Source organism: Mesorhizobium sp. B2-9-1, from assembly GCF_006439455.1.
Classification (GTDB): domain Bacteria; phylum Pseudomonadota; class Alphaproteobacteria; order Rhizobiales; family Rhizobiaceae; genus Mesorhizobium.
Genome location: NZ_VFTP01000004.1, coordinates 235,527 through 253,962, shown reverse-complemented (window position 1 = coordinate 253,962; position 18,436 = coordinate 235,527). Strand labels below are relative to the sequence as shown.

The following is an 18,436-nucleotide window of genomic DNA, read 5'->3' as shown; positions in this document are numbered from 1 at the left end:
GGCAGCGGTTTACCCAGCCGAAGGGATGATTCAGGAATCAGGAATAGAGCAATGAAAACAGTGCTCCTTGCCGCCCTGGCGCTCTGCGTCGCCGCACCCGCCGTCGCTTCGGCGGCCGAGGCCGATGTCGTCATCAGGACGCATCACAGGCATCATTATCATCACCGCCCCGCCATCATCATCAATGACGAGGGCCATCGCTTGCATCACCGCCATCACGGCACGGTCGCCTTCTATGACAATGGCGAGCGGGGCTGGCGTTATCGCCATCACCGTCGTCAGGACGTGGTCGTCACGAGTTCGATCCACCGGCACCATCATCGTCGGGTCGTCGTCGAAGGCGGCTCCGACTATTGACGCCCCGCGCCCCGGCTCGTGCGATCAGACACGGGCCGGGAGCGCTTTTTTTCCGATTTATCTCTTCAGGACCGATTTCGCTCCGTAGCGCCTTCAGCGCCGGCCTGAACCATGGCGCCCAACCGCAGCCGCCGACGGTTGGCGCGGGCGGCCTTCGACGCTCATTGGACTTCGCCGCGGCACAACCCATATTTGAACTCATGGAGCTTCGAGCGTGACCTTCGCGCGGGCGGCCCTTTTCGCCGTTGCCCTCATGGCCGCGGCTGCCGTTTCTTCCTTCTCCTCGACCGGGAGCGGGAAGATCGCGCTGAGCGTTGCCATTGACGGCGCTATAGGGCCAGCGAGCACCAGGCAACTCGAGGAGGCACTCGACACTGCTGCTGAACGCAACGCCGAAGTGCTCATCCTTCAGCTCGACACGCCGGGCGGCCTGGTCACCTCGATGCGCGAGATGATCGCCGACATCCTGGCCTCGCCCGTGCCCGTTATCGGCTATGTCGCGCCGGCCGGCGGCCATGCGGCGAGCGCCGGCACCTATATTCTTTACGCAACCCATGTCGCGGCGATGGCGCCGGGCACCAATCTGGGCGCGGCGACGCCGGTCGAGATAGGCGGGCTGCCGTCGCTTCCGGGCGGCGACAAGGACAAGAACCAGAAGGGCGTCACCGAGCCGCCCGGCGACGAGATGATGGCCAAGGTGACCAATGACGCGGTCGCGCTCATCCGCTCGCTCGCCGAGATGCGCGGCCGCAACGGCGACTGGGGCGAGAAGGCGGTGCGCGAGGCAGCGAGCTTGTCGGCCAACGCCGCCCTGCAGGAGCATGTCATCGACTTCGTCGCCCGCGATGCTACCGAGTTGTTGCAGCTTGCCGACGGGCGCACCGTCGATGTCGCCGGCGTCAAGAAAGTGCTGGCGACGAAAGGGCTGCCGGTCGAGACGCTGGAGCCTGGCTGGTTCATACGGCTGCTCTCCGTCATCACCGATCCGAACACCGCCGTCATCCTGATGCTGGTCGGCGTCTATGGCCTTGTCTTCGAGTTCACCAGCCCGGGCGCCGTGGCGCCCGGCGTCACTGGCACCATCTGCCTGGTGCTCGGGCTCTATGCGCTCAACCTCTTGCCGATCAACTATACCGGCCTGGCGCTGATGCTGCTCGGCATCGCCTTCCTGATCATCGAGGCCTTCAACCCCACCGTGGTGCTGGGGTTGGGCGGCGTCGCCGCTTTCCTGCTCGGCTCGGCCATGCTGCTCAGGATCGAAGGGCCGGGCTTTGCCATGTCGTGGGCGGTCATCGGCCCCGCCGCCGTGCTGACGCTCGGACTGGCGCTACTCACCGGAACCTATGTCTGGACGGTCCGCAGGAACCCGCCGCGCGTCGGCGGCGAGGCGATGCGCGGCTTGCCCGTCGAGATCATCGACTGGCAGGGCGGCGAGGGCCATGTGCTGGCTTTGGGCGAACGTTGGCGGGCGAGGGCCGACGAACCCGTAGCACCCGGCGACAGGGTCGAGGTGATCGACGTCAGTGACCTCGTGCTGACCGTGCGGCGTCGCGATGCGAGCAACAACGGAGTAAAATGATGGTCGGTTACGTCGCCTATCTTATCATTGCGCTGCTGGTGATCATCTTCCTGGCGGCCGCCATCCGCATCCTGAGGGAATATGAACGCGGCGTGGTCTTCACGCTCGGCCGCTTCACCGGCGTCAAGGGCCCCGGCCTCATCATCCTCATCCCTTTCGTCCAGCAGATGGTGCGGGTCGATCTGCGCGTGGTCGTCCAGGATGTGCCGCCGCAGGATGTCATCTCGCGCGACAACGTCTCGGTCAAGGTCAACGCCGTGCTCTATTTCCGCATCGTCGACGCCGAGCGGGCAATCATCCAGGTCGAGGATTTCATGGCCGCCACCAACCAGCTGGCGCAGACCACGCTGCGCTCGGTGCTCGGCAAGCACGAGCTAGACGAGATGCTGGCCGAACGCGACAAGCTCAACAGCGACATCCAGGAGATCCTCGACCAGCGCACCGATGCCTGGGGCATCAAGGTCTCCAATGTCGAGATCAAGCATGTTGACCTGAACGAGAGCATGGTCCGCGCCATCGCCAAGCAGGCCGAGGCCGAGCGGCTGCGCCGTGCCAAGGTGATCAATGCCGACGGCGAGCAGCAGGCGGCGGCGAAGCTGGTCGAGGCCGGCCGCATGCTTGCGGCCGAGCCGCAAGCCATGCAGTTGCGCTATTTCGAGGCCCTGCACGACATCGCCGGCGAGCGCTCGTCCACGGTGGTGTTCCCGCTGCCGGTGGATTTGCTCGGGCAGTTCATGAAGGGCCAAGGCAAGTGAGGCATTGACGCTGCCGGCCTCTTTCCTCGGCGGCAGAGTCAGTCGGCCTCGCCGCCCGAACCCTTGCCGCATTCTGCCAGCACCTTGCCGATCGCAGCACCTGAGCCTTTCAGCGGAAAGCTCGCCGCACCGTATTTGTCGGCCGAGACCGTCACCTCGCCCTTGCCGCGCAGCAGCGCCAGCAACGGGTCGGCGGGGCCGGAGAGTTCGGCGGTGAAGTAATTATACATCGCCTCGAGCTCGAGCTTTTTCGTCAGGCTCCTGTCGCCGGCCTTGAAGGTGAAGGATCCGCCGATGCCGGGCTCCAGCTGCCCGCCTGCGGCGCCGAGATCGTAGCTCAGCACCGGCTTGTCGAAGCAGGCCAGCATCAGATGCGCATCGCCCTTCGGCCCGCCGCAGACCGAAGCCGTCATCACGCTGCCGCCTTCGTCCTCCTCCATCCGGGCGGACCAGGCGCAAGGCGCGGCATGGGCGAAAGGCGTGGCTAGAAGGGCAAGTGCGACGATTGCCAGTGCGCTTTTCACAATCGATCCCCCATCGTGGCGGGGCATCATATAGAGATTGTCGAAAGCCGGCGAGCGGCCAATCTCTCCTGAATGGATCTCGCTTATGTGCTCCTGGCCGGCTCGAACAATTCCAGCAGATGTGCCGGAAGGGTCGACCACCAAGATCTCGTCCGCGGCGTTGCCGGCGGAGGCGATCGCACCAAGTATTGATGACAATCCGACCGCCGACGATTGCAAGGAGGTAAACCGATGACCGATGATGCAACCGCGATCCGCCAGGTGGTCGAGACCTGGATGGCGGCGAGCCGGAAGGGCGATCTGGAGACCGTGCTTGGCCTGATGACGGACGATGTCGTCTTCATGGTTCCCGGCAAGGAGCCCTTCGGCAAGGAAGCCTTCGCCGCCGCGTCCAGGAGCATGGGCGAGACCAAGATCGACGGTGACAGCGAGATCGTCGAGCTCAATCTGCTCGGCGACTGGGCCTATATCCGCAACCGCATCGATATGACGGCGACGCCGCCCGGCGGCGAGCCGGTGCGGCGGTCCGGCTATACGCTGACGCTGCTGCGCAAGGAGAATGACGGCCGCTGGCGGCTGGCGCGGGATGCGAATTTGCTGGCGGCAAAAGGGTAGGGCGCGGCCGCCGGAACTGCCTATCCCCTTCTGGGGCGAGGAACCTTGTCCTACGAGCGCCGCGGTCGGGATCGCCTGCGCGAATGCCCGGCTACCTCGCGCTTACTTTCGCCACGGCGGCTCAGGCGCGAAGCGCTTGCCGATCCAGTCGGCGAAGGCGCGGGTCTTGGCGGCCTGACCTTTGGCCGAGGGCATGACGACATAGACCGCGCCCTCGTCGGCAAGTGTCCAGTCTTCCAGGATCGGCACCAGCCGGCCGTCGGCGAGCTCGCGCCCGATCAGCCAGTCGGTGCTCATCATCAGGCCGACGCCCTGCACGGCGGCCTCGACCAGCACCTCGGCGTCGTCGCTGACCAACGGCCCCGAAACCTCGACGCGCACGCGCCGGCCCTCGCGGTCGGTCATCTCCCAGGCGGGAAAGGTCTGGAAGCCGGAGAAGCCCAGGCAGCTGTGCTTCAGCAGCGCCTGCGGCGTTTCCGGCCTGCCCCTTCTGGCGAGGTAGGAGGGCGCGGCGCAGAGCAGCCGGCGCCGCGTCGCCACCTTGCGCGCCACCAGGCGCGAGTCCTCCAGGCTGCCCAGCCGTACGGCGACGTCGAAATTCTCGGCGACGAGATCGGCGAAGCGGTTGGAGAACTCTGCCTCGATGTGGACCTCGGGGAACTCCGCCAGGAATTGCGGCAAGAGCGGCCCGATCCACATGCGCCCGAAGGTCCCGGGCAGCGCCAGCTTGAGCAGGCCGCGCGGCTCGCCGGCGGCATGCGCCGATGCGGCCGCCTCAGCCTCGTCGACCGAGGCCAGGATGGCGCGCACGCGCAACAGGAATTCCGCGCCCGCCTCGGTAAGCGACACGCTGCGCGTGGTGCGGTGGAGCAGCCGCACCCCCAGCCGCTCTTCCAGCGATTGGAGACGGCGCGACAGGATGGTCGCGTCGCGCCCGACTCTCGCTGCCGCCCTGGTGAAGGAGCGCGCCTCGGCGACGGCCGCGAAGGCCGCCATTTCGGCAAGGGCGGAGGGTTCAACTGATTGCTGCATGGTCCGCAATACTCAAATGCAAAGTCCAACGATTATCGAGTAATAGCGCAGCAGCTAGGTTCGCTCAATCGTCCATCGACCACGCACGGAGTGAACCCATGAAAGCCATCGAACTCAGCCAACCCAGGCTCGACGCCTTCCGCGCCGCCAGCATCGCCACGCCCGAACCGCAACGCGGCGAGGTGCTGATCCGCCAGCGTGCGGCGAGCCTGAATTTCGTCGATGTCGCCGTTGCGAGCGGCAATTATCCCGGACCGGTCTTCCCGCTCGTTCCCGTGGCCGACGGCGCCGGCGAGATCGTCGCGCTCGGCGAGGGCGTGACGAGATTCAGCACGGGCGACCGGGTCGTTGCCCACGCCAAGCCGCGCTGGATCGGCGGCCGGCCGCGTCCTTACGAGATGACGCAGATGCGCGGCATCTCCTTGCCCGGGTCGCTGGCCGAATATGTCGCGCTGCCGGCCAACTCGGTCGTACCGGTCCCTGCGCATCTCTCCTTCGAGGCGGCCTCGACCTTGCCGATTGCCGGCACCACCGCATGGAACGCCATCCGCGCCGCCGATGTCGGGCCGGGTTCGGTCGTCGTGCTGCTCGGCACGGGCGGGGTCTCGATCTTCACCCTGCAGCTCGCCAAGGCGGCCGGGGCCACCGTCATCATCACTTCGTCCTCGGACGAGAAGCTCGAGCGAGCCAAGGCGCTCGGCGCCGATCACCTGATCAATTACCGCGCGACACCGGACTGGGACGGCAAGGTGCTGGAGCTGACCGACGGCCTCGGCGCCGATCTCGTCGTCGAGACCGGCGGCACCGCCACCTTCGCGCGCGCCGTCAATGCAACAGCGCCCGGCGGCACGCTGTTCACCATCGGCTTCGTCACCGGCGCCGAGGCCACGGTCAATCTGCTGCCGATCATCATCAAGGCGCTGAAAGTGGTGGGCAACAACACCGGATCGGTCTCGGACCTGCGCGACGCCGCCCGCGCCATCGGCGCCGCCCGGATCGAGCCGGTCGTCGACAAAGTGTTTTCACAAAACGAGGCAACCGAAGCCTACACCTACATGGCCGCCGGCGGCCTGCATTTCGGCAAGCTGGTGTTCGGCTTGGATTGGTAGGAAGAGCTGACGCTGGAGTGGGCGAAAGCGATGAATCTCTCGATCTCCCTGAAGCCGACTGCCCTGACAGGAAGATGTAGGAGCTTCAATCCGCCTCGCCGCCCGAGCCCTTGCCGTATTCGGCCAGCAGGGGGCGCTCCGTCGATCGAGCGTTCTCATGCTACTCCCGATCCTCACCTCTCGCCGTCAGAACTTGAGGTCGAGGTTGGCCTTGACGCCGTTGTCGGCGTTATGGGAGCCGAACTGACCGGTGTAGGACAGGCCGAGCGTGGCATTGACCGACATCGGCAGGTCGAATCCGGCCTCGATCACGGCGCTGTCCCTGGCGATGGGCACGCCGGCAATGGTGAAGGCGTTGCCGCCGGCGAAGGCGAAAGTCGAAGTCGGCGTGACATCGCCGAAGGCATGGCGCCAGCCGAGCGTGCCGCGCGCGGTCGCCTCGATGCTGCCCAGGGTCAGGTCGGTCGAGGCGCGCAGCCCGAGCGTGGAGAAGGTCGCATTGGTAGTTGAGCTTGCGCTGGTCAGGGCTGCACCGCCACCTTTCTCGGTGAAGCCGTCAGTGTGCACGCTGACATAGGCGAGATTGGCGAACGGCTCGAACTTAAAGCGCCCGGCATCGGCCTTGTAAGCGAGTTCGCCGAACACCTGTGCCGTGCCGGCGTCGTAGTCGGCCGACAGTTGATCGGCGAAGCCATTGAAGGCAACCGCGCGCTTTGTCGAGATTCTGTTCCAGCTGTAGGCGGCGCCGGTGCGGAAGGCTATGGCGCCCCAGTTGGTGCCCCCGTAGAGCCCGAGATGGTAATTGTCGCCGGCGCCGTTGGAACGGCGAGCATCGGCGTCGAAAGTCGAATGGCTGTAGCCGCCGATGGCGCCGACGCGCCAGTCCCCGACCAGGCTATCGGCGCCGACCAGGAGGCCGCCGGTCGAACGATCGAAGGCGGCGGCATTGCCGTCGCTGCCGGTATGTCCCCATGAGCCGAAGGCTTGGCCCCAGACGGCGAAGCGATCGGTGTCGGCCGCGACCATTTCCGGTCCGCCCTCGCCATAGGCCATGACCGGCAATGCGGCTGCGTCGGCATCGCCAAACGCGGCGCTGATCCGCCTGGTGGCGGCGTCGCGGATGAAGCGGCTGTCTTCCAGCAGCATCCCCTTGGCCGAGGCATGGATCTCTCCCGAGAGCTGGTCGAAAGCCGCTTGGGCAGTTGCCTCTGTCGGCAGCACGGCGATTGCGTCGTAGAGCGGGTTGCCGGCACCCAGGCTTTCGGCGCCACCGCCGGTGGCGATCTGGTTCGGCGTCAGGCCAACCTGAGCGAAGGTCTTTTGGACCACATCGAGATAGACGTGATTGGCGTCATAGCTGTCGACGAGGCCGAGGAAAGCCGTGCCGATATCGCCTGTGAGCGCGTAGTTTCCGGCGACGCCACCATCGGCTTGCAACACCGTATAATGCGTGCCCGCTATGTAAGGCGCGGCGTCCGTCTTGACCACGTCGAGCATCGATCCGGCGGCGATCGTCGCGGCGCCGGTCGCCTGGATCAAATCGGACTGGCCGGTCGAGGTCAGTTCGGCCTGATAGATTGAGCCGGCCGCCTGGTCGACGTCGCCCGCCACATTGAGCGTGCCGATCGAATTGCCCGGCCCGATGATGCCGCCCGAATGCGCCGCGATGCCGCCCACCGTGCCGTTGCCACCCAGTATGCCGCCCGAGATCGTCACCAGCGAGTTGGCCAGCGAACCGTTCACGGCCAGCCGCCCGCCGCTCACGTTGGTCACGCCGGTGAAGGCGCTGGAATCGGCGGTGAGGTTCGTGTTGCCGGCGATCTGGTTGATCGTGCCGGCACCGCCGATCGCCGACGCGAAGGTGTAGTTCGTGTCGGTGTGGTTGAAGTTGATTGCGCCCGCACCCGGTCCGAACTGCACACTCGCCGCATTGAGCGTGCCGGCGGCCGTCGCTGGCGATCCGCTCGCCGCGCCGATGTTCAGCGTGCCGACAGAGCCCGCTAGGGCGGCGATGTTGACCGCGCCGCCGGCCGACACCGCGCCGCCATTCGTGATCGTCAGCGTGCCTGTGCCGCTAACGCCGACACTGAGATCGCCGCTGCTGGTCCACGTCGAGCCGGGGCCGCTGACCGTCACGGCGCCGGCCGAGCCGGCTTCGTAGCCAATGTAGCCCCAGCCATTGCTGACCTTGCCGCCGTTCGAGATCGTCAGCGCACCCGTGCCGATACCGCCGATGAACAGGTCCAGGCTGTTGGTCCAGGTCGAACCCGCACCCTCGACTGTCACCGTGCCGATCGCGCCTAGGAACGTGCCCACATAGCCCGTGGCATTGCTGACCTTGCCGCCGTTCGAGATCGTCAGTGTGCCCGTGCCCTGATCGCCGACGAACAGGTTGGAATTGTTTGTCCACGTCGAGTCTGCGCCGTCGACCGTCACGGTCCCGGTGGAACCTATACCGAAGCCAATAAAACCCAAGTGACCGCTGACAGCGCCGCCGTTCAGGATGTTCAGCTTGCCCGTACCTTGTTCGCCGACGAACAGGTTGGAACTATTGGTCCAGGTCGAGTCCGCACCTGTGACGAAGACCGTTCCGGTCGAGCTCGCCGTCTTGCCGATGTAGGCCGAGTCATTGCTGACGGCGCCGCCTTGGCTGATCGCCAGAGTGCCGGTGCCCAAATCGCCGACAGTGAGATTCCCGGTGTTGGTCCAGGTCGAGGCCGCGCCGGTGACCGCCACCGTGCCGGCGGAATCTGCATTGTAGCCAACGAAGCCCTCACCATTGCTGACCGTGCCGCCATTCGAAATCGTCAACGTGCCCGTGCCGGCGTCGCCGACAAACAGGTTCGACGCGACGCTCCAGATCGAACCTATGCCATCGACCGTCGCCGCGCCGGTCGAGCCCGCTTTGGCACCGACAAAGCCGATGTTGCTGCTGACAAGACCGCCATTCTGGATGTTCAGTATGCCAGTGCCGCCATATCCAACGTAGAGGCCGTTCGTGTCGCTCCAGGTCGATCCGTTTCCGGTGACCGTAAGGGTGCCGCTCGAATCGGCATTGACGCCGATGTAGCCCGACAGGGCGCTCACTGCGCCGCCGTTCTGGATCGTCAGCGCGCCGGCACCGTAATTGCCGATGGAGAGAAAGCCGGAATTGGTCCAGTGCGAGCCCGCACCGTCCACAGTCGCGGCGGCGGCCGGGCTGAAATTTTCACCGATATAGCCGTTGGTATTGCTCACCGTGCCACCGTTCTGGACCGTCAGCGTGCCGGCGCCGTTCCAGCCGACATAAAGCTCGCCGGAATTGCTCCAGGACGAGCCGGTGCCGGCGACTGTCACGGCGCCGGTCGAGCCGGATTTGGAGCCGATCTGGCCGCCGGTGCTGCTCACCACGCCGCCGCTCTGGATCGTCAGCGTGCCGGCGCCGCCCCAGCCGACAAGTAGATTGCCGGAATTGGTCCAGGACGAGCCGGCGCCGGTGACAGTCGCCGAGCCACTGGAACCGGCCTGCTCACCAATCGAGCCGAGGGAATTGCTTACAGCGCCGCCGTTGGAGATGGTCAGAGTGCCGGCGCCGGCATGGCCGATGAAGAGCGACGAACTGTTGGTCCAGGTCGAGCCGATGCCATCGACCGTCGCCGTCCCGGTCGAGCCCGCGGAATATCCGAGATAGCCAGCAAGGTCGCTCACCACACCGCCGGCTAAAACGGTCATCGCGCCCGTGCCATTCTGTCCGACCGTCAGATTTCCGCTGTTCGTCCATGTCGACCCCGGGCCGAAGACGTTGACCGTGCCATGGGAGCCGGCATTCGCGGCAACAACGCCGGTCACATCCGTTGCTGTTGCTCCGCTGAAGATGTCTAGAAATCCGGTGCCTTGATCGCCGACGGTCATCTGGGAAGCGTTCGTCCAGGCGGAGCCTACCCCCGTCAACACAACAGTGCCGGTGGCAGAGGAACTCCCGCCAAGATTGGCAAGGTCATCCGACAACAGGCCGCCATTTGAAACCGTCACCAATCCGGCGCCGCCAAACCCGACATAGAGATTGCCCGTGTTGTTCCATTGCGAACCGGCGCCATTGACCGCGGCCGTGCCAGAGGAGCCGGAAACGTAGCCGATATAACTATAAAGATTGGTAAGAGTGCCGGCATTCGAGATGGTCAGATTGCCGGTTGAAGAAGAGCCATTGGCTATGGTGAGACCGGCGGCAAAAGCATTTCCGGCGTTGATGACCGTCGGGTTTATAACGATGGTGTCGACAGTGACATTATCGGCCGCGGTCGGTACCGATGCGGGATTCCAGTTTCCGGCGGTGAACCAATCCGTGGAGGCCGCGCCGGTCCAGATCTCGGCTGCCGTGGCGCTTGGCTGGCCAAGGCCGATCAGCGCCGTCGACGTCAGCGCCAGATATTTCAACGTCTTCTTCCGGCGTTCAAATCCATTCTTCGGCATTTAATCCCCTGACAGACAAGTCGTTTCACCCTGAAGGTGACATGTCATTGGAGCCCGGCGTTGTCTTGGGCAGCGCCGCACTGGAATTGGACTGGAAAGAGGTGCCGGTTCTTTTCTGCGCGTTGTGATGCTTTGGCACCACCGAGAATTTTGCAGCCAAGCGGCGTTACTTGGCGTCGCAGAAATGTGGCTAAAACAAACAGATAGAGCGGATGGGAAAATCGGAAATCGCGTCGCCTGACCGGTTTCGGGAGATGCCGGTTCTATCTGGCGCTTGTTGGCGTGTAGCCGAAGCGACGGCGGAAGCAGCGATTGAAGTAGGACACGTCGCTGAACCCGCTCATCATCGCAATTTCGCTGACCCGCATGTCGTCATTGTGTCTTTGGGCGAGCATCTTATGTGCGCTTTGCAAGCGCAGTTCGAGCACACGCTCGGAGAAGCTGATACCCGTCTCCTGGAGAATGTCGTGAATATAGCGCGTCGACAGACGGAGTTCCTTTGCGACGCCCTGCGCGGAGATGCCAGGATCGGCGAAATTGTCTGCGATGTTGGCCAGGACCGCCCGCAGCCTGGCCGCTCGCAGGCCGCGCAGGCCGGCCAATTCGGCAGCCTCACCTTTCGCGCCCGTCACCAGACCGATCAGATCGACGATCACGTCCGTTGCGTGCATGATGAGATCGGCCGAGACGAGGGGGCGGCCGGTCTCGAGAAGTTGGCAATAACGCTTGAGAAGATCGAGAGCCTCGTTTTCGGCGCCGATCTTCAACGCCAGCCTGTCATCGATCTGTGGGAAGGCCTGTACGAGGACGGCGCGTGGGACCACCACGTTCGACCACACATTCCGGTCGGCACCGACCATTTTCAGTGCTTCCGATGCCGTGACCAGGACCGCTTCTCCCTTGCTGACGCCGTACTCGCGGCCGACCTGCGCCCCGGTCAAAACGGAGTCGGCCTTGTTGATCAGCAGGAGATATCCGTCATTGCCGTCGTCGGCAATGTTGCTTGTTTTCCTCGTTGCATGCCTGATCGTTCCGGACATCTGGCCGAGAACCACTGATCCGACAGCCGTGGCTTCGATCGCTGCCTCGAAAGGCAGGTCCGCGGATATGCCGTATTCAACCGACCATATCTCCGCGACATGGATGTCCTGCCAAAGGGAAAACCGATCGCGTTCATTAAGATGCGAGGGCAACTGAGCCGATGAAAACACCGTCTTTCGCGACAATCGAACACCTCGAAAAACTACAGCTTCAAAAATTGTCGAACGCGATGCTTTCCAATCCGGGAATAACAAGCGACATTGATCGCTCGGCGTTCGACCGATCGCATTAGACCCTTAATCGAGTTCAACCACGCGTGGCGTCACCCCAAAGTATGACGTCGCGAAATCCTTCCAGACGGGATCGGCGTTTTTTGCGCCGGACGGCTGTCAATTTGGTGCTGTATTCATCGTTTTTCGCTCATCCCTCATGCGGGGCAGGGCATGTCAGGGGGCGTGGTGGAGAGGCTGGGCAGCGAAATACTTTTTTCGATTATCGGTGAAATTTATGATTGCGTTTTGAATCCGGAAGGCTGGACCGGAGTGATGACCCGGGTCACCGAAGCTGTCGACGCCGCCTATACCACTGTCGCGCTGGCCAGCACTGCTGACAATCAGGGCCGTTTCGCGGCTCAATCAGCTTGGGATCCGGTGCAAATGCGCGCGCTCCAGGAAGATTATGACTTTGACGAAATTCCCGGATTGAAGGCAGCAGTCATGGGCGACATCGACACGCCTGTTGCGACGCTGTCGCATATGAGCGAGGCCGAGCTCCAGCAAACGCCGTTCTTCCAGAATTGGGCCGGACCGCAGGGATTGCGCGAGGCTTGCATCACCAAATTCGTTCACACGCCGGACCGGATTGGGCTCATGGGCTGCACTACGCGTGCCAACAGGGGTATCATAACCGTTGAAGAGCAGCGGTTCCTGGCATTGCTCTCGCCGCATCTGCGCCGCGCTTCCCTGATTGGAGATCTGCTCGATCAAACCCGCATTACCGCCAATTTCTATCGCCAAGCGCTCGACCATCTCGCCGTGCCTATCGTTCTTGCCGGCGCCGACGGAGCAATCCTCCATGCGAATGGGGCTGCCGACCGGATGTTTTCCGTGCAGGGTCCCATTCTTTCCAGGAAGGGCCTGCTCCAACCGCAGAACCCGGTGGTCGCCCGCGCGTTGGCGGAAGCATTAGCCAGCGCTGCCGGCGCAGATGGTTCGCTTGGCTCTCGCGGCATAGGGCTGCCCGTTTCAGCGCCGGGTCAACCGCCCGCCGTAGCCTATGTGTTGCCGCTGACCGAAGGAACCGCGCGCGCGGCTTTCCGGCCCGCCTGCGCGGCCGTGTTCGTATCGACCACGACGTCCTCTTCTCCGCTGCCGGAGGCCGTTCTCACGACGCTGTTCGACCTTACTCCCGCGGAGGCCCGGGTCCTCCTGCGGATCGGCAGCGGATTGCCCGCGTCCAGGAGCGCCTCGTTGCTCGGCATCAGTGAAAACACGTTGAAGACCCATCTCAACCGGATATTCGCCAAGACCGGCACGAGGCGCCAAGCCGATCTCGTCAAACTGATTTCGGACATAGGCATGCCTTTCGTGACTGATCAGGCTGCCGCTCGCCGCTGAGCTGGCCGCGCCGAACTCCTCGTCGGCGCCGGGCGGTGCCAGGTAGACTCACGCCCAAACGCCGCGTCCAGACCGGCAATCGACTGAGGCTATATGGCCACACTGACCGGGAAAGCGTTGCGGCACTCTCCGGGACAATTCAGGTGCGGCTCAGCCCAAGACGCCGCTGGCGAACAATGCAACATCGGGGCTCTCGACGTTAACTTGAACTCCGCTGAGCATTTCGGCAGCGGGGGAGCGCAACACCTTGGGGCAGCAAACAACAATGAAAACGATTCTTCTCGCTACGGCCTTTATTCTCACGTCTGTCGGCATGGCGTCCGCGGCGGACACCAATGAAACCCTTCCCGTTGCCGCCGACTACGATTGGTCTGGCCTCTATGCTGGCGCTCACTTCGGCTACGTCGCCGGAAAATCCAATTTCTTCATCGCCGGCGCTGGCGTCGGGGGCACCGATGTTAACCTTCCCCTCGATCCCAGCGGTTTCATTGGCGGCATCCATATCGGCTTCAATCAGGAGATGGCGAACCGCTTCGTGCTCGGCGCCGAGGCGGACATTGCGTACAGCAATGTAGATGCGGTGGGGACCTTCGCCGGTGCCGGCGCGTTGCTCAAGAGCGAGCTCCAGTGGTCGGGGTCGGCACGGCTGCGCGCCGGCTATGCGTTTGATCGGACCTTGCCTTACATCACCGCGGGCGTGGCCGCGGCCAAGTATGAAATGACTTTGATCGGCACCAGCGGTTCAATACCGATCCACGACGAAACCCATGTCGGCTGGACGGTTGGAGCGGGCATCGAGCACGCTTTCACTGACAGGTGGATCGCGCGCGTCGAATATCGCTACTCCGACTTCGGCAAAAAGGATATCTCGGTGCCGCTGTTCGGTCCTGGCACGGTTGCGAACATCGATCTCAAGACGCACGATCTGCGGGTCGGCCTCAGCTACAAGTTCTGATCTGACAGACCGAGCAAAACCCCAGCCTCGCGCCGGGGTTTTGCTTGTGCCGTAGACGCATGCACGCCCGCCGGCGCGGGCCAAGAAGTTGACGATGCGCGCTCGGCCGGCGAGCCCGTCGGCGCGACCATCGACACCTGCTGCCCGCCAGGTAAAGGGCGTCCCTGGCGTCGACCTCAGATCAGCTTCTCCAGCGTGATCGGCAGATCCCGCACCCTTTTCCCTGTCGCGTGGAACACTGCGTTGGCAATCGCCGGCGCGATGCCGACGATTGCCAGTTCGCCCACGCCCTTGCCCCCAAGGGCGGAGGAGTGCGGGTCGGGGATGCCGACCGAGATGGTCTGGATGTCCGGGATATCGGCATTGGTCGGCAGCATGTAGTCGGCGAAATTGCCGTTGACGATGCGGCCGTGGCGACGATCGACGACGCCTTCCTCGAGCAGCGCCTGGCCGATGCCCATGATGATGCCGCCCTTCCACTGGCTCTCCGCCAGCTTCGGGTTGTAGAGCCGGCCTGAATCCAGCGCCGACACCACGCGCGCCACGCGCACCGTGCCGAAATCCTCGTCGATGCGCACCTCGACGAAATGCGCGCACCAGGAATGGCGCGAATAGTCGCCCTCGGTGTGCGGGATCGACATGGCTATCGTGGTGTAGTTCTTGTAGCGCTCTTCCGGCGTCGTGCTGGCCGGCAGCGTGTCGCCCTTGGCTTCGATTTGGTCGCGGCCGATCGCCACCATGAAGTCTGCGATCGACAGGTCCGGCCCTTCGCCGCGCGGCGAGGCGATGCGGCCATCCCTCACTTGCAGCGTGTTCGCCTGCAGCTTCTGGAACGGCGAGCGCGGTTCGGAAAGCGCGAGCCCGATCAGCTCGTCCAGCGCCTGGCCTGCCGCCTTGTGAACGGCGCCGGTCATGACGCCGGCAAGTCGCGAGCCGCCGGTGACGCCGGCGCGGGCGAAATGCGAGTCGCCGAGCTTCACCGACACCCGCTCCACCGGCACGCCAAGCGTCTCGGCCGCGGTCTGCGCCAGGATCGTGTAAGTGCCTTGGCCCATGTCGATGGACGAGCTTTCGACTTCGACGGAACCGTCGGAAAGCAGCTTCACCACCGCCTCGCCATGCGCGCGCCGCACCGGATAGGTGCCGGCCGCAACACCCCAGCCGATGAGCTGGTGGCCGTCGCGCATCGAGCGCGGCGCGTTGCTGCGCTTCGCCCAGCCGAAGGCCTCCGCGCCGGCGGCAAAGGCTTCGCGCAACTGGCGTGTCGACCACGCCTTCTTCGCATGCGGGTCCTGCTCGGCATAATTGATCAGCCGCATCTCCAGCGGATCGATACCGAGCTCATAGGCAAGCTCGTCGATGGCGCTTTCGATGCCGAAGGCGCTCGGGTTCTCCCCCGGCGCGCGTTTTGCTCCCGGCACCACCGTATTGACCCGCACCACATTCTGCTTCGAGGAGAAGTTGGGCGTGGCATACATGATCGAGGTGACGGAGCCGAGCGGCTCGACCCACGTCCCGTCGACCGCTGTCTCGTTGACGCCGCGATGGACGATCGACTGGATTTTGCCATCCCTGTCGGCGCCGATCGCAACGGTCTGACGCGTCGCCGCGCGACCGCCATAGGACGTAAAATTCTGCGGGCGGGTGAGCACCAGCTTCACCGGCCGGTCGAGCATCCTGGCGGCAGCCGCCGCAACCGCGCTGTGCGCCAGCGCCACCGCCTTGGAGCCGAAGCCGCCGCCGACATAGGGCGAGACCAGCCGCACATTCTCGAACGGCACGGAAAACCACTCGGCATAGGTGCGCGCCATGCCGTCGAGCCATTGGCTGGGCTCCCAGATGGTCAGCTCGTCGCCCTCCCAGCGCGCGATCAGCCCATGCGGCTCCATCGCCGCCTGGAATTCGCGCGGCGTGTTGTAGGCCGCGCAGATGCGCACAGGCGCTTCGGCGAAGGCGGCTTCAGCGTCGCCCCATTCCTTGGTCATGGCGTCGATCGGGATGCCGTCGCCGGCCTTGCCGTCGCTTAGGTCGACGATAGCCGGCGTCTCGTCATACCACACCTTGACCAGCGCCGCGGCGGCGACCGCCTGCTCGAATGTCTCGGCCACCACCGCCGCGACATGCTGGCCGGAAAAGGTGACTTCGCGCACGAGCGGCGCATAGGTCGGCTGCGAGGGCGGGTTGCCGAGCCAGTCCGATGCGCCCTTCAATTCCATGATGTTGTCGGGCGTCAGCACGGCTAGCACGCCGGGCGCGGTCTCGGCCGCGCGGGCGTCGATCGCCGTCACCTTGCCGGCGGCGATCGTTGCGCCGACCAGCACCGCATGCGTCAGCCCATCGAGCTGCTGCTCGAAGGCGTATTTCGCTGCGCCCGTGATCTTGGCCGGTCCGTCGACGCGCGACAGCCGCCCGCCGACCGCTTCGAGACGCGCGCTGTCGGACGCGGCGTGTTTCATGTCATGAACGGTCATGCCGTCTCTCCCAATTTGAGAATGGCGCGCGCGATCACGCGCGGCGCCAACGCAATCTTGTAGTGGTTGGCGCCATGGTCGACGGCGCCCTCCATGGCGAGCTCGCTCGCCTTGCGGATCGTGGCTTCGTCGATCGCCTTGCCTTTCAGCGCCTCTTCGACGGCGCGCGCCCGCCAAGGTTTCGTGGCGACGCCGCCGAGCGCGACGCGGATGTCGCGCACGGTGCGGCCGTCGCCTTCAAGTTCCAGTCCGACGGCCGCGCTTGCCGCCGCGAACTCATAGGACTGGCGATCGCGCACCTTGATGTAGGTCGAGCGTCTGGCCGCGGCCGAGCCTGGGATCTCTACTGCGGTGATCACTTCGCCGGGGCGGATGTCGTGCTCCTGCTCGGCGGTGGCGCCCGGCGCAAGGAAGAAGTCCTCGACCTTGAGCTTGCGCCCGCCGAGATCGACTTCGGCGTCGAAGGCGACGAGCGCCACGGCGAGATCGCCCGGATAGGTGGCGATGCAGGCCTCGCTCACGCCGAGCACCGCATGGCCGCGCGTCGCGCCGCCGATCGCCGAGCAGCCGCTGCCGTGCGCGCGCTTGTTGCACGCCGGGAAATTTTGCGGATCGCGGAAATAGGGGCAGCGCGTGCGCTGCATCAGATTGCCGCCGACGGTTGCCATGTTGCGCAACTGCGCCGAGGCCGCCTGCCACAGGGCTTCCGATACGGCCGGGAAGCAGCTCTTCACGGAGGTGTGGTCGGCGACATGGCTCATCCTGGCCAGCGCGCCGATCACGGCGCGGTCGGCAGTGACATCGATGGCGTCGAGCCCTTCGATGTGGCTGATGTCGATGACGGTCGAGGGTTCGGCGACGCCGCATTTGGCGAGGTCGATGAGCGTGGTGCCGCCTGCAAGCAGCATGGCGCCGGGAAGGGCGGCGGCGTTGCGCGCGGCCTCGACGCTGTCGGCGCGTAGATACGAAAAATCTCTCACGAGCGCAGCTCCTGTGCGGCTTGGCGAATGGCGGCGACGATGTGCGGATAGGCGCCGCAGCGGCACAGGTTGCCGGCCATGTATTCGCGGATCTCCTCGTCGGAGCCGGCATGGCCCTCGCGGATGCAGGCCACCGCCGACATGATCTGTCCCGGCGTGCAATAGCCGCACTGGAAGGCGTCCTGATCGAGGAAAGCGGCCTGCACGGCATGCAACGTGCCGTCCTGGCCGGCAAGGCCCTCGATGGTGGTGATCGAGCGCCCTTCGACTTGGGCCGCGAGCGTCAGGCAGGCCAGCACGCGCTCGCCGTCGACATGCACGGTGCAGGCGCCGCACTGGCCCTGGTCGCAGCCTTTCTTGGTGCCGGTGAGGTGGAGCCGTTCGCGCAGCGCATCGAGCAGCGTCACGCGCGGCTCGATCTCCAGCGCGTGGGCCTGGCCATTGATGGTGAGGTTGAGGGAAAGCGTGGTGGGACTGATGGTGACTTGATCATTCATGGGGCGTCGGGCTCCGATTGCTGGACGCTTGAGCGGATGGAAATGGGGCTTGGGAGGACAGGGCAAGGGTAATGGCTGGAGGGACGCAACCTCTGCGGTCGTCATCCTCGGGCTTGACCCGAGGATCCATGCCGTCGCGTTTGCCGAGGATCGCGGCGGGCCAGAATTCTGCACCGTAGCCGCGCTCGCAGGGTATGGCATGGATCCTAGGGTCTGCGCCGCGTCGCTTCGCTCCTTGCTTCGCCCTAGGATGACGAACTCACGAGCGGATTCGCCAACCAGAGGCGTCGCAGAGCGCGCCCGTCTGCACCAACCAGGGTGCGCTTGCCGTCCTTCTCTACGTGACATATCGCTTCCCCTGGTTATATGATAAAAGCACTCCACATAAACGGAGGTGCCTCCGTTTATTTACGTGGGGTCTGGGCTGTCATGGTTCAACCCCCCATATTGCGTTCG

14 protein-coding genes are annotated in these 18,436 nt (G+C 64.7%); 7 read left to right on the top strand and 7 right to left on the bottom strand.

Annotated elements, in window-relative coordinates; genetic code table 11:
* Positions 1-51: 51 nt before the first annotated feature.
* The 3 genes from FJW05_RS11290 to FJW05_RS11280 all read left to right on the top strand — a co-directional run bounded on the left by FJW05_RS11290 (position 52) and on the right by FJW05_RS11280 (position 2,691).
* Positions 52-357 carry a hypothetical protein gene (locus tag FJW05_RS11290; RefSeq protein ID WP_140631599.1) on the top strand — a complete coding sequence of 102 codons (306 nt, stop codon included), beginning with the start codon at positions 52-54 and terminating at the stop codon, positions 355-357.
* A 214-nt stretch (positions 358-571) separates the two neighbouring features.
* Positions 572-1,936, top strand: a complete 1,365-nt coding sequence (locus FJW05_RS11285) for a nodulation protein NfeD (RefSeq protein ID WP_140631597.1) — start codon at positions 572-574, stop codon at positions 1,934-1,936.
* Positions 1,933-2,691, top strand: a complete 759-nt coding sequence (locus FJW05_RS11280; protein ID WP_140631594.1) for a slipin family protein — start codon at positions 1,933-1,935, stop codon at positions 2,689-2,691. Before FJW05_RS11285 ends, FJW05_RS11280 begins: the two co-directional genes overlap by 4 nt.
* A 38-nt stretch (positions 2,692-2,729) precedes the next feature.
* Here FJW05_RS11280 and FJW05_RS11275 read toward each other — a convergent pair whose 3' ends face one another.
* A complete protein-coding gene (locus FJW05_RS11275) occupies positions 2,730-3,215 on the bottom strand; it encodes a hypothetical protein (RefSeq protein ID WP_246673351.1) in 486 nt (161 codons plus the stop codon).
* Positions 3,216-3,446: 231 nt separating this feature from the next.
* Here FJW05_RS11275 and FJW05_RS11270 point away from each other — a divergent pair, with 231 nt between their 5' ends.
* Positions 3,447-3,830, top strand: a complete 384-nt coding sequence (locus FJW05_RS11270; RefSeq protein ID WP_140631592.1) for an SgcJ/EcaC family oxidoreductase — start codon at positions 3,447-3,449, stop codon at positions 3,828-3,830.
* A 102-nt stretch (positions 3,831-3,932) separates the two neighbouring features.
* On the opposite strand, the gene FJW05_RS11265 is transcribed toward FJW05_RS11270, so the two are convergent.
* Positions 3,933-4,862: a LysR family transcriptional regulator gene (locus tag FJW05_RS11265; protein WP_140631589.1), complete on the bottom strand. Its 930-nt coding sequence runs from the start codon at positions 4,860-4,862 to the stop codon at positions 3,933-3,935.
* Between the two features lie 98 nt (positions 4,863-4,960).
* On the opposite strand from FJW05_RS11265, the gene FJW05_RS11260 reads away from it, so the two are divergent.
* Positions 4,961-5,971: an NAD(P)-dependent alcohol dehydrogenase gene (locus FJW05_RS11260; protein WP_140631586.1), complete on the top strand. Its 1,011-nt coding sequence runs from the start codon at positions 4,961-4,963 to the stop codon at positions 5,969-5,971.
* A 186-nt stretch (positions 5,972-6,157) separates the two neighbouring features.
* Here FJW05_RS11260 and FJW05_RS11255 read toward each other — a convergent pair whose 3' ends face one another.
* Together FJW05_RS11255 and FJW05_RS11250 are read right to left on the bottom strand one after the other, a co-directional pair.
* Positions 6,158-10,420 (bottom strand): autotransporter domain-containing protein, encoded by a 4,263-nt coding sequence (locus FJW05_RS11255; protein WP_140631583.1) that lies wholly within the window; start codon positions 10,418-10,420, stop codon positions 6,158-6,160.
* A 263-nt stretch (positions 10,421-10,683) separates the two neighbouring features.
* Positions 10,684-11,646, bottom strand: a complete 963-nt coding sequence (locus FJW05_RS11250) for an AraC family transcriptional regulator (protein WP_140631581.1) — start codon at positions 11,644-11,646, stop codon at positions 10,684-10,686.
* Between the two features lie 258 nt (positions 11,647-11,904).
* On the opposite strand from FJW05_RS11250, the gene FJW05_RS11245 reads away from it, so the two are divergent.
* Both FJW05_RS11245 and FJW05_RS11240 read left to right on the top strand, forming a co-directional pair.
* Positions 11,905-13,077, top strand: coding sequence for a LuxR C-terminal-related transcriptional regulator (locus FJW05_RS11245; RefSeq protein WP_246673349.1), 1,173 nt, complete (start codon positions 11,905-11,907; stop codon positions 13,075-13,077).
* A 265-nt stretch (positions 13,078-13,342) separates the two neighbouring features.
* Positions 13,343-14,032, top strand: coding sequence for an outer membrane protein (locus FJW05_RS11240; protein WP_140631578.1), 690 nt, complete (start codon positions 13,343-13,345; stop codon positions 14,030-14,032).
* 176 nt (positions 14,033-14,208) lie between these two features.
* Here FJW05_RS11240 and FJW05_RS11235 read toward each other — a convergent pair whose 3' ends face one another.
* The 3 genes from FJW05_RS11235 to FJW05_RS11225 are packed head-to-tail and all read right to left on the bottom strand — an operon-like array spanning position 14,209 to position 17,980.
* On the bottom strand, positions 14,209-16,503 hold the full coding sequence (locus FJW05_RS11235) for a xanthine dehydrogenase family protein molybdopterin-binding subunit (protein ID WP_140631576.1): 2,295 nt from the start codon (positions 16,501-16,503) through the stop codon (positions 14,209-14,211).
* On the bottom strand, positions 16,500-17,483 hold the full coding sequence (locus FJW05_RS11230; protein WP_140631574.1) for a xanthine dehydrogenase family protein subunit M: 984 nt from the start codon (positions 17,481-17,483) through the stop codon (positions 16,500-16,502). Before FJW05_RS11230 ends, FJW05_RS11235 begins: the two co-directional genes overlap by 4 nt.
* Positions 17,480-17,980 carry a (2Fe-2S)-binding protein gene (locus FJW05_RS11225; protein WP_181164905.1) on the bottom strand — a complete coding sequence of 167 codons (501 nt, stop codon included), beginning with the start codon at positions 17,978-17,980 and terminating at the stop codon, positions 17,480-17,482. The genes FJW05_RS11230 and FJW05_RS11225 overlap by 4 nt, the downstream gene beginning before the upstream one ends.
* Positions 17,981-18,436: the final 456 nt, after the last annotated feature.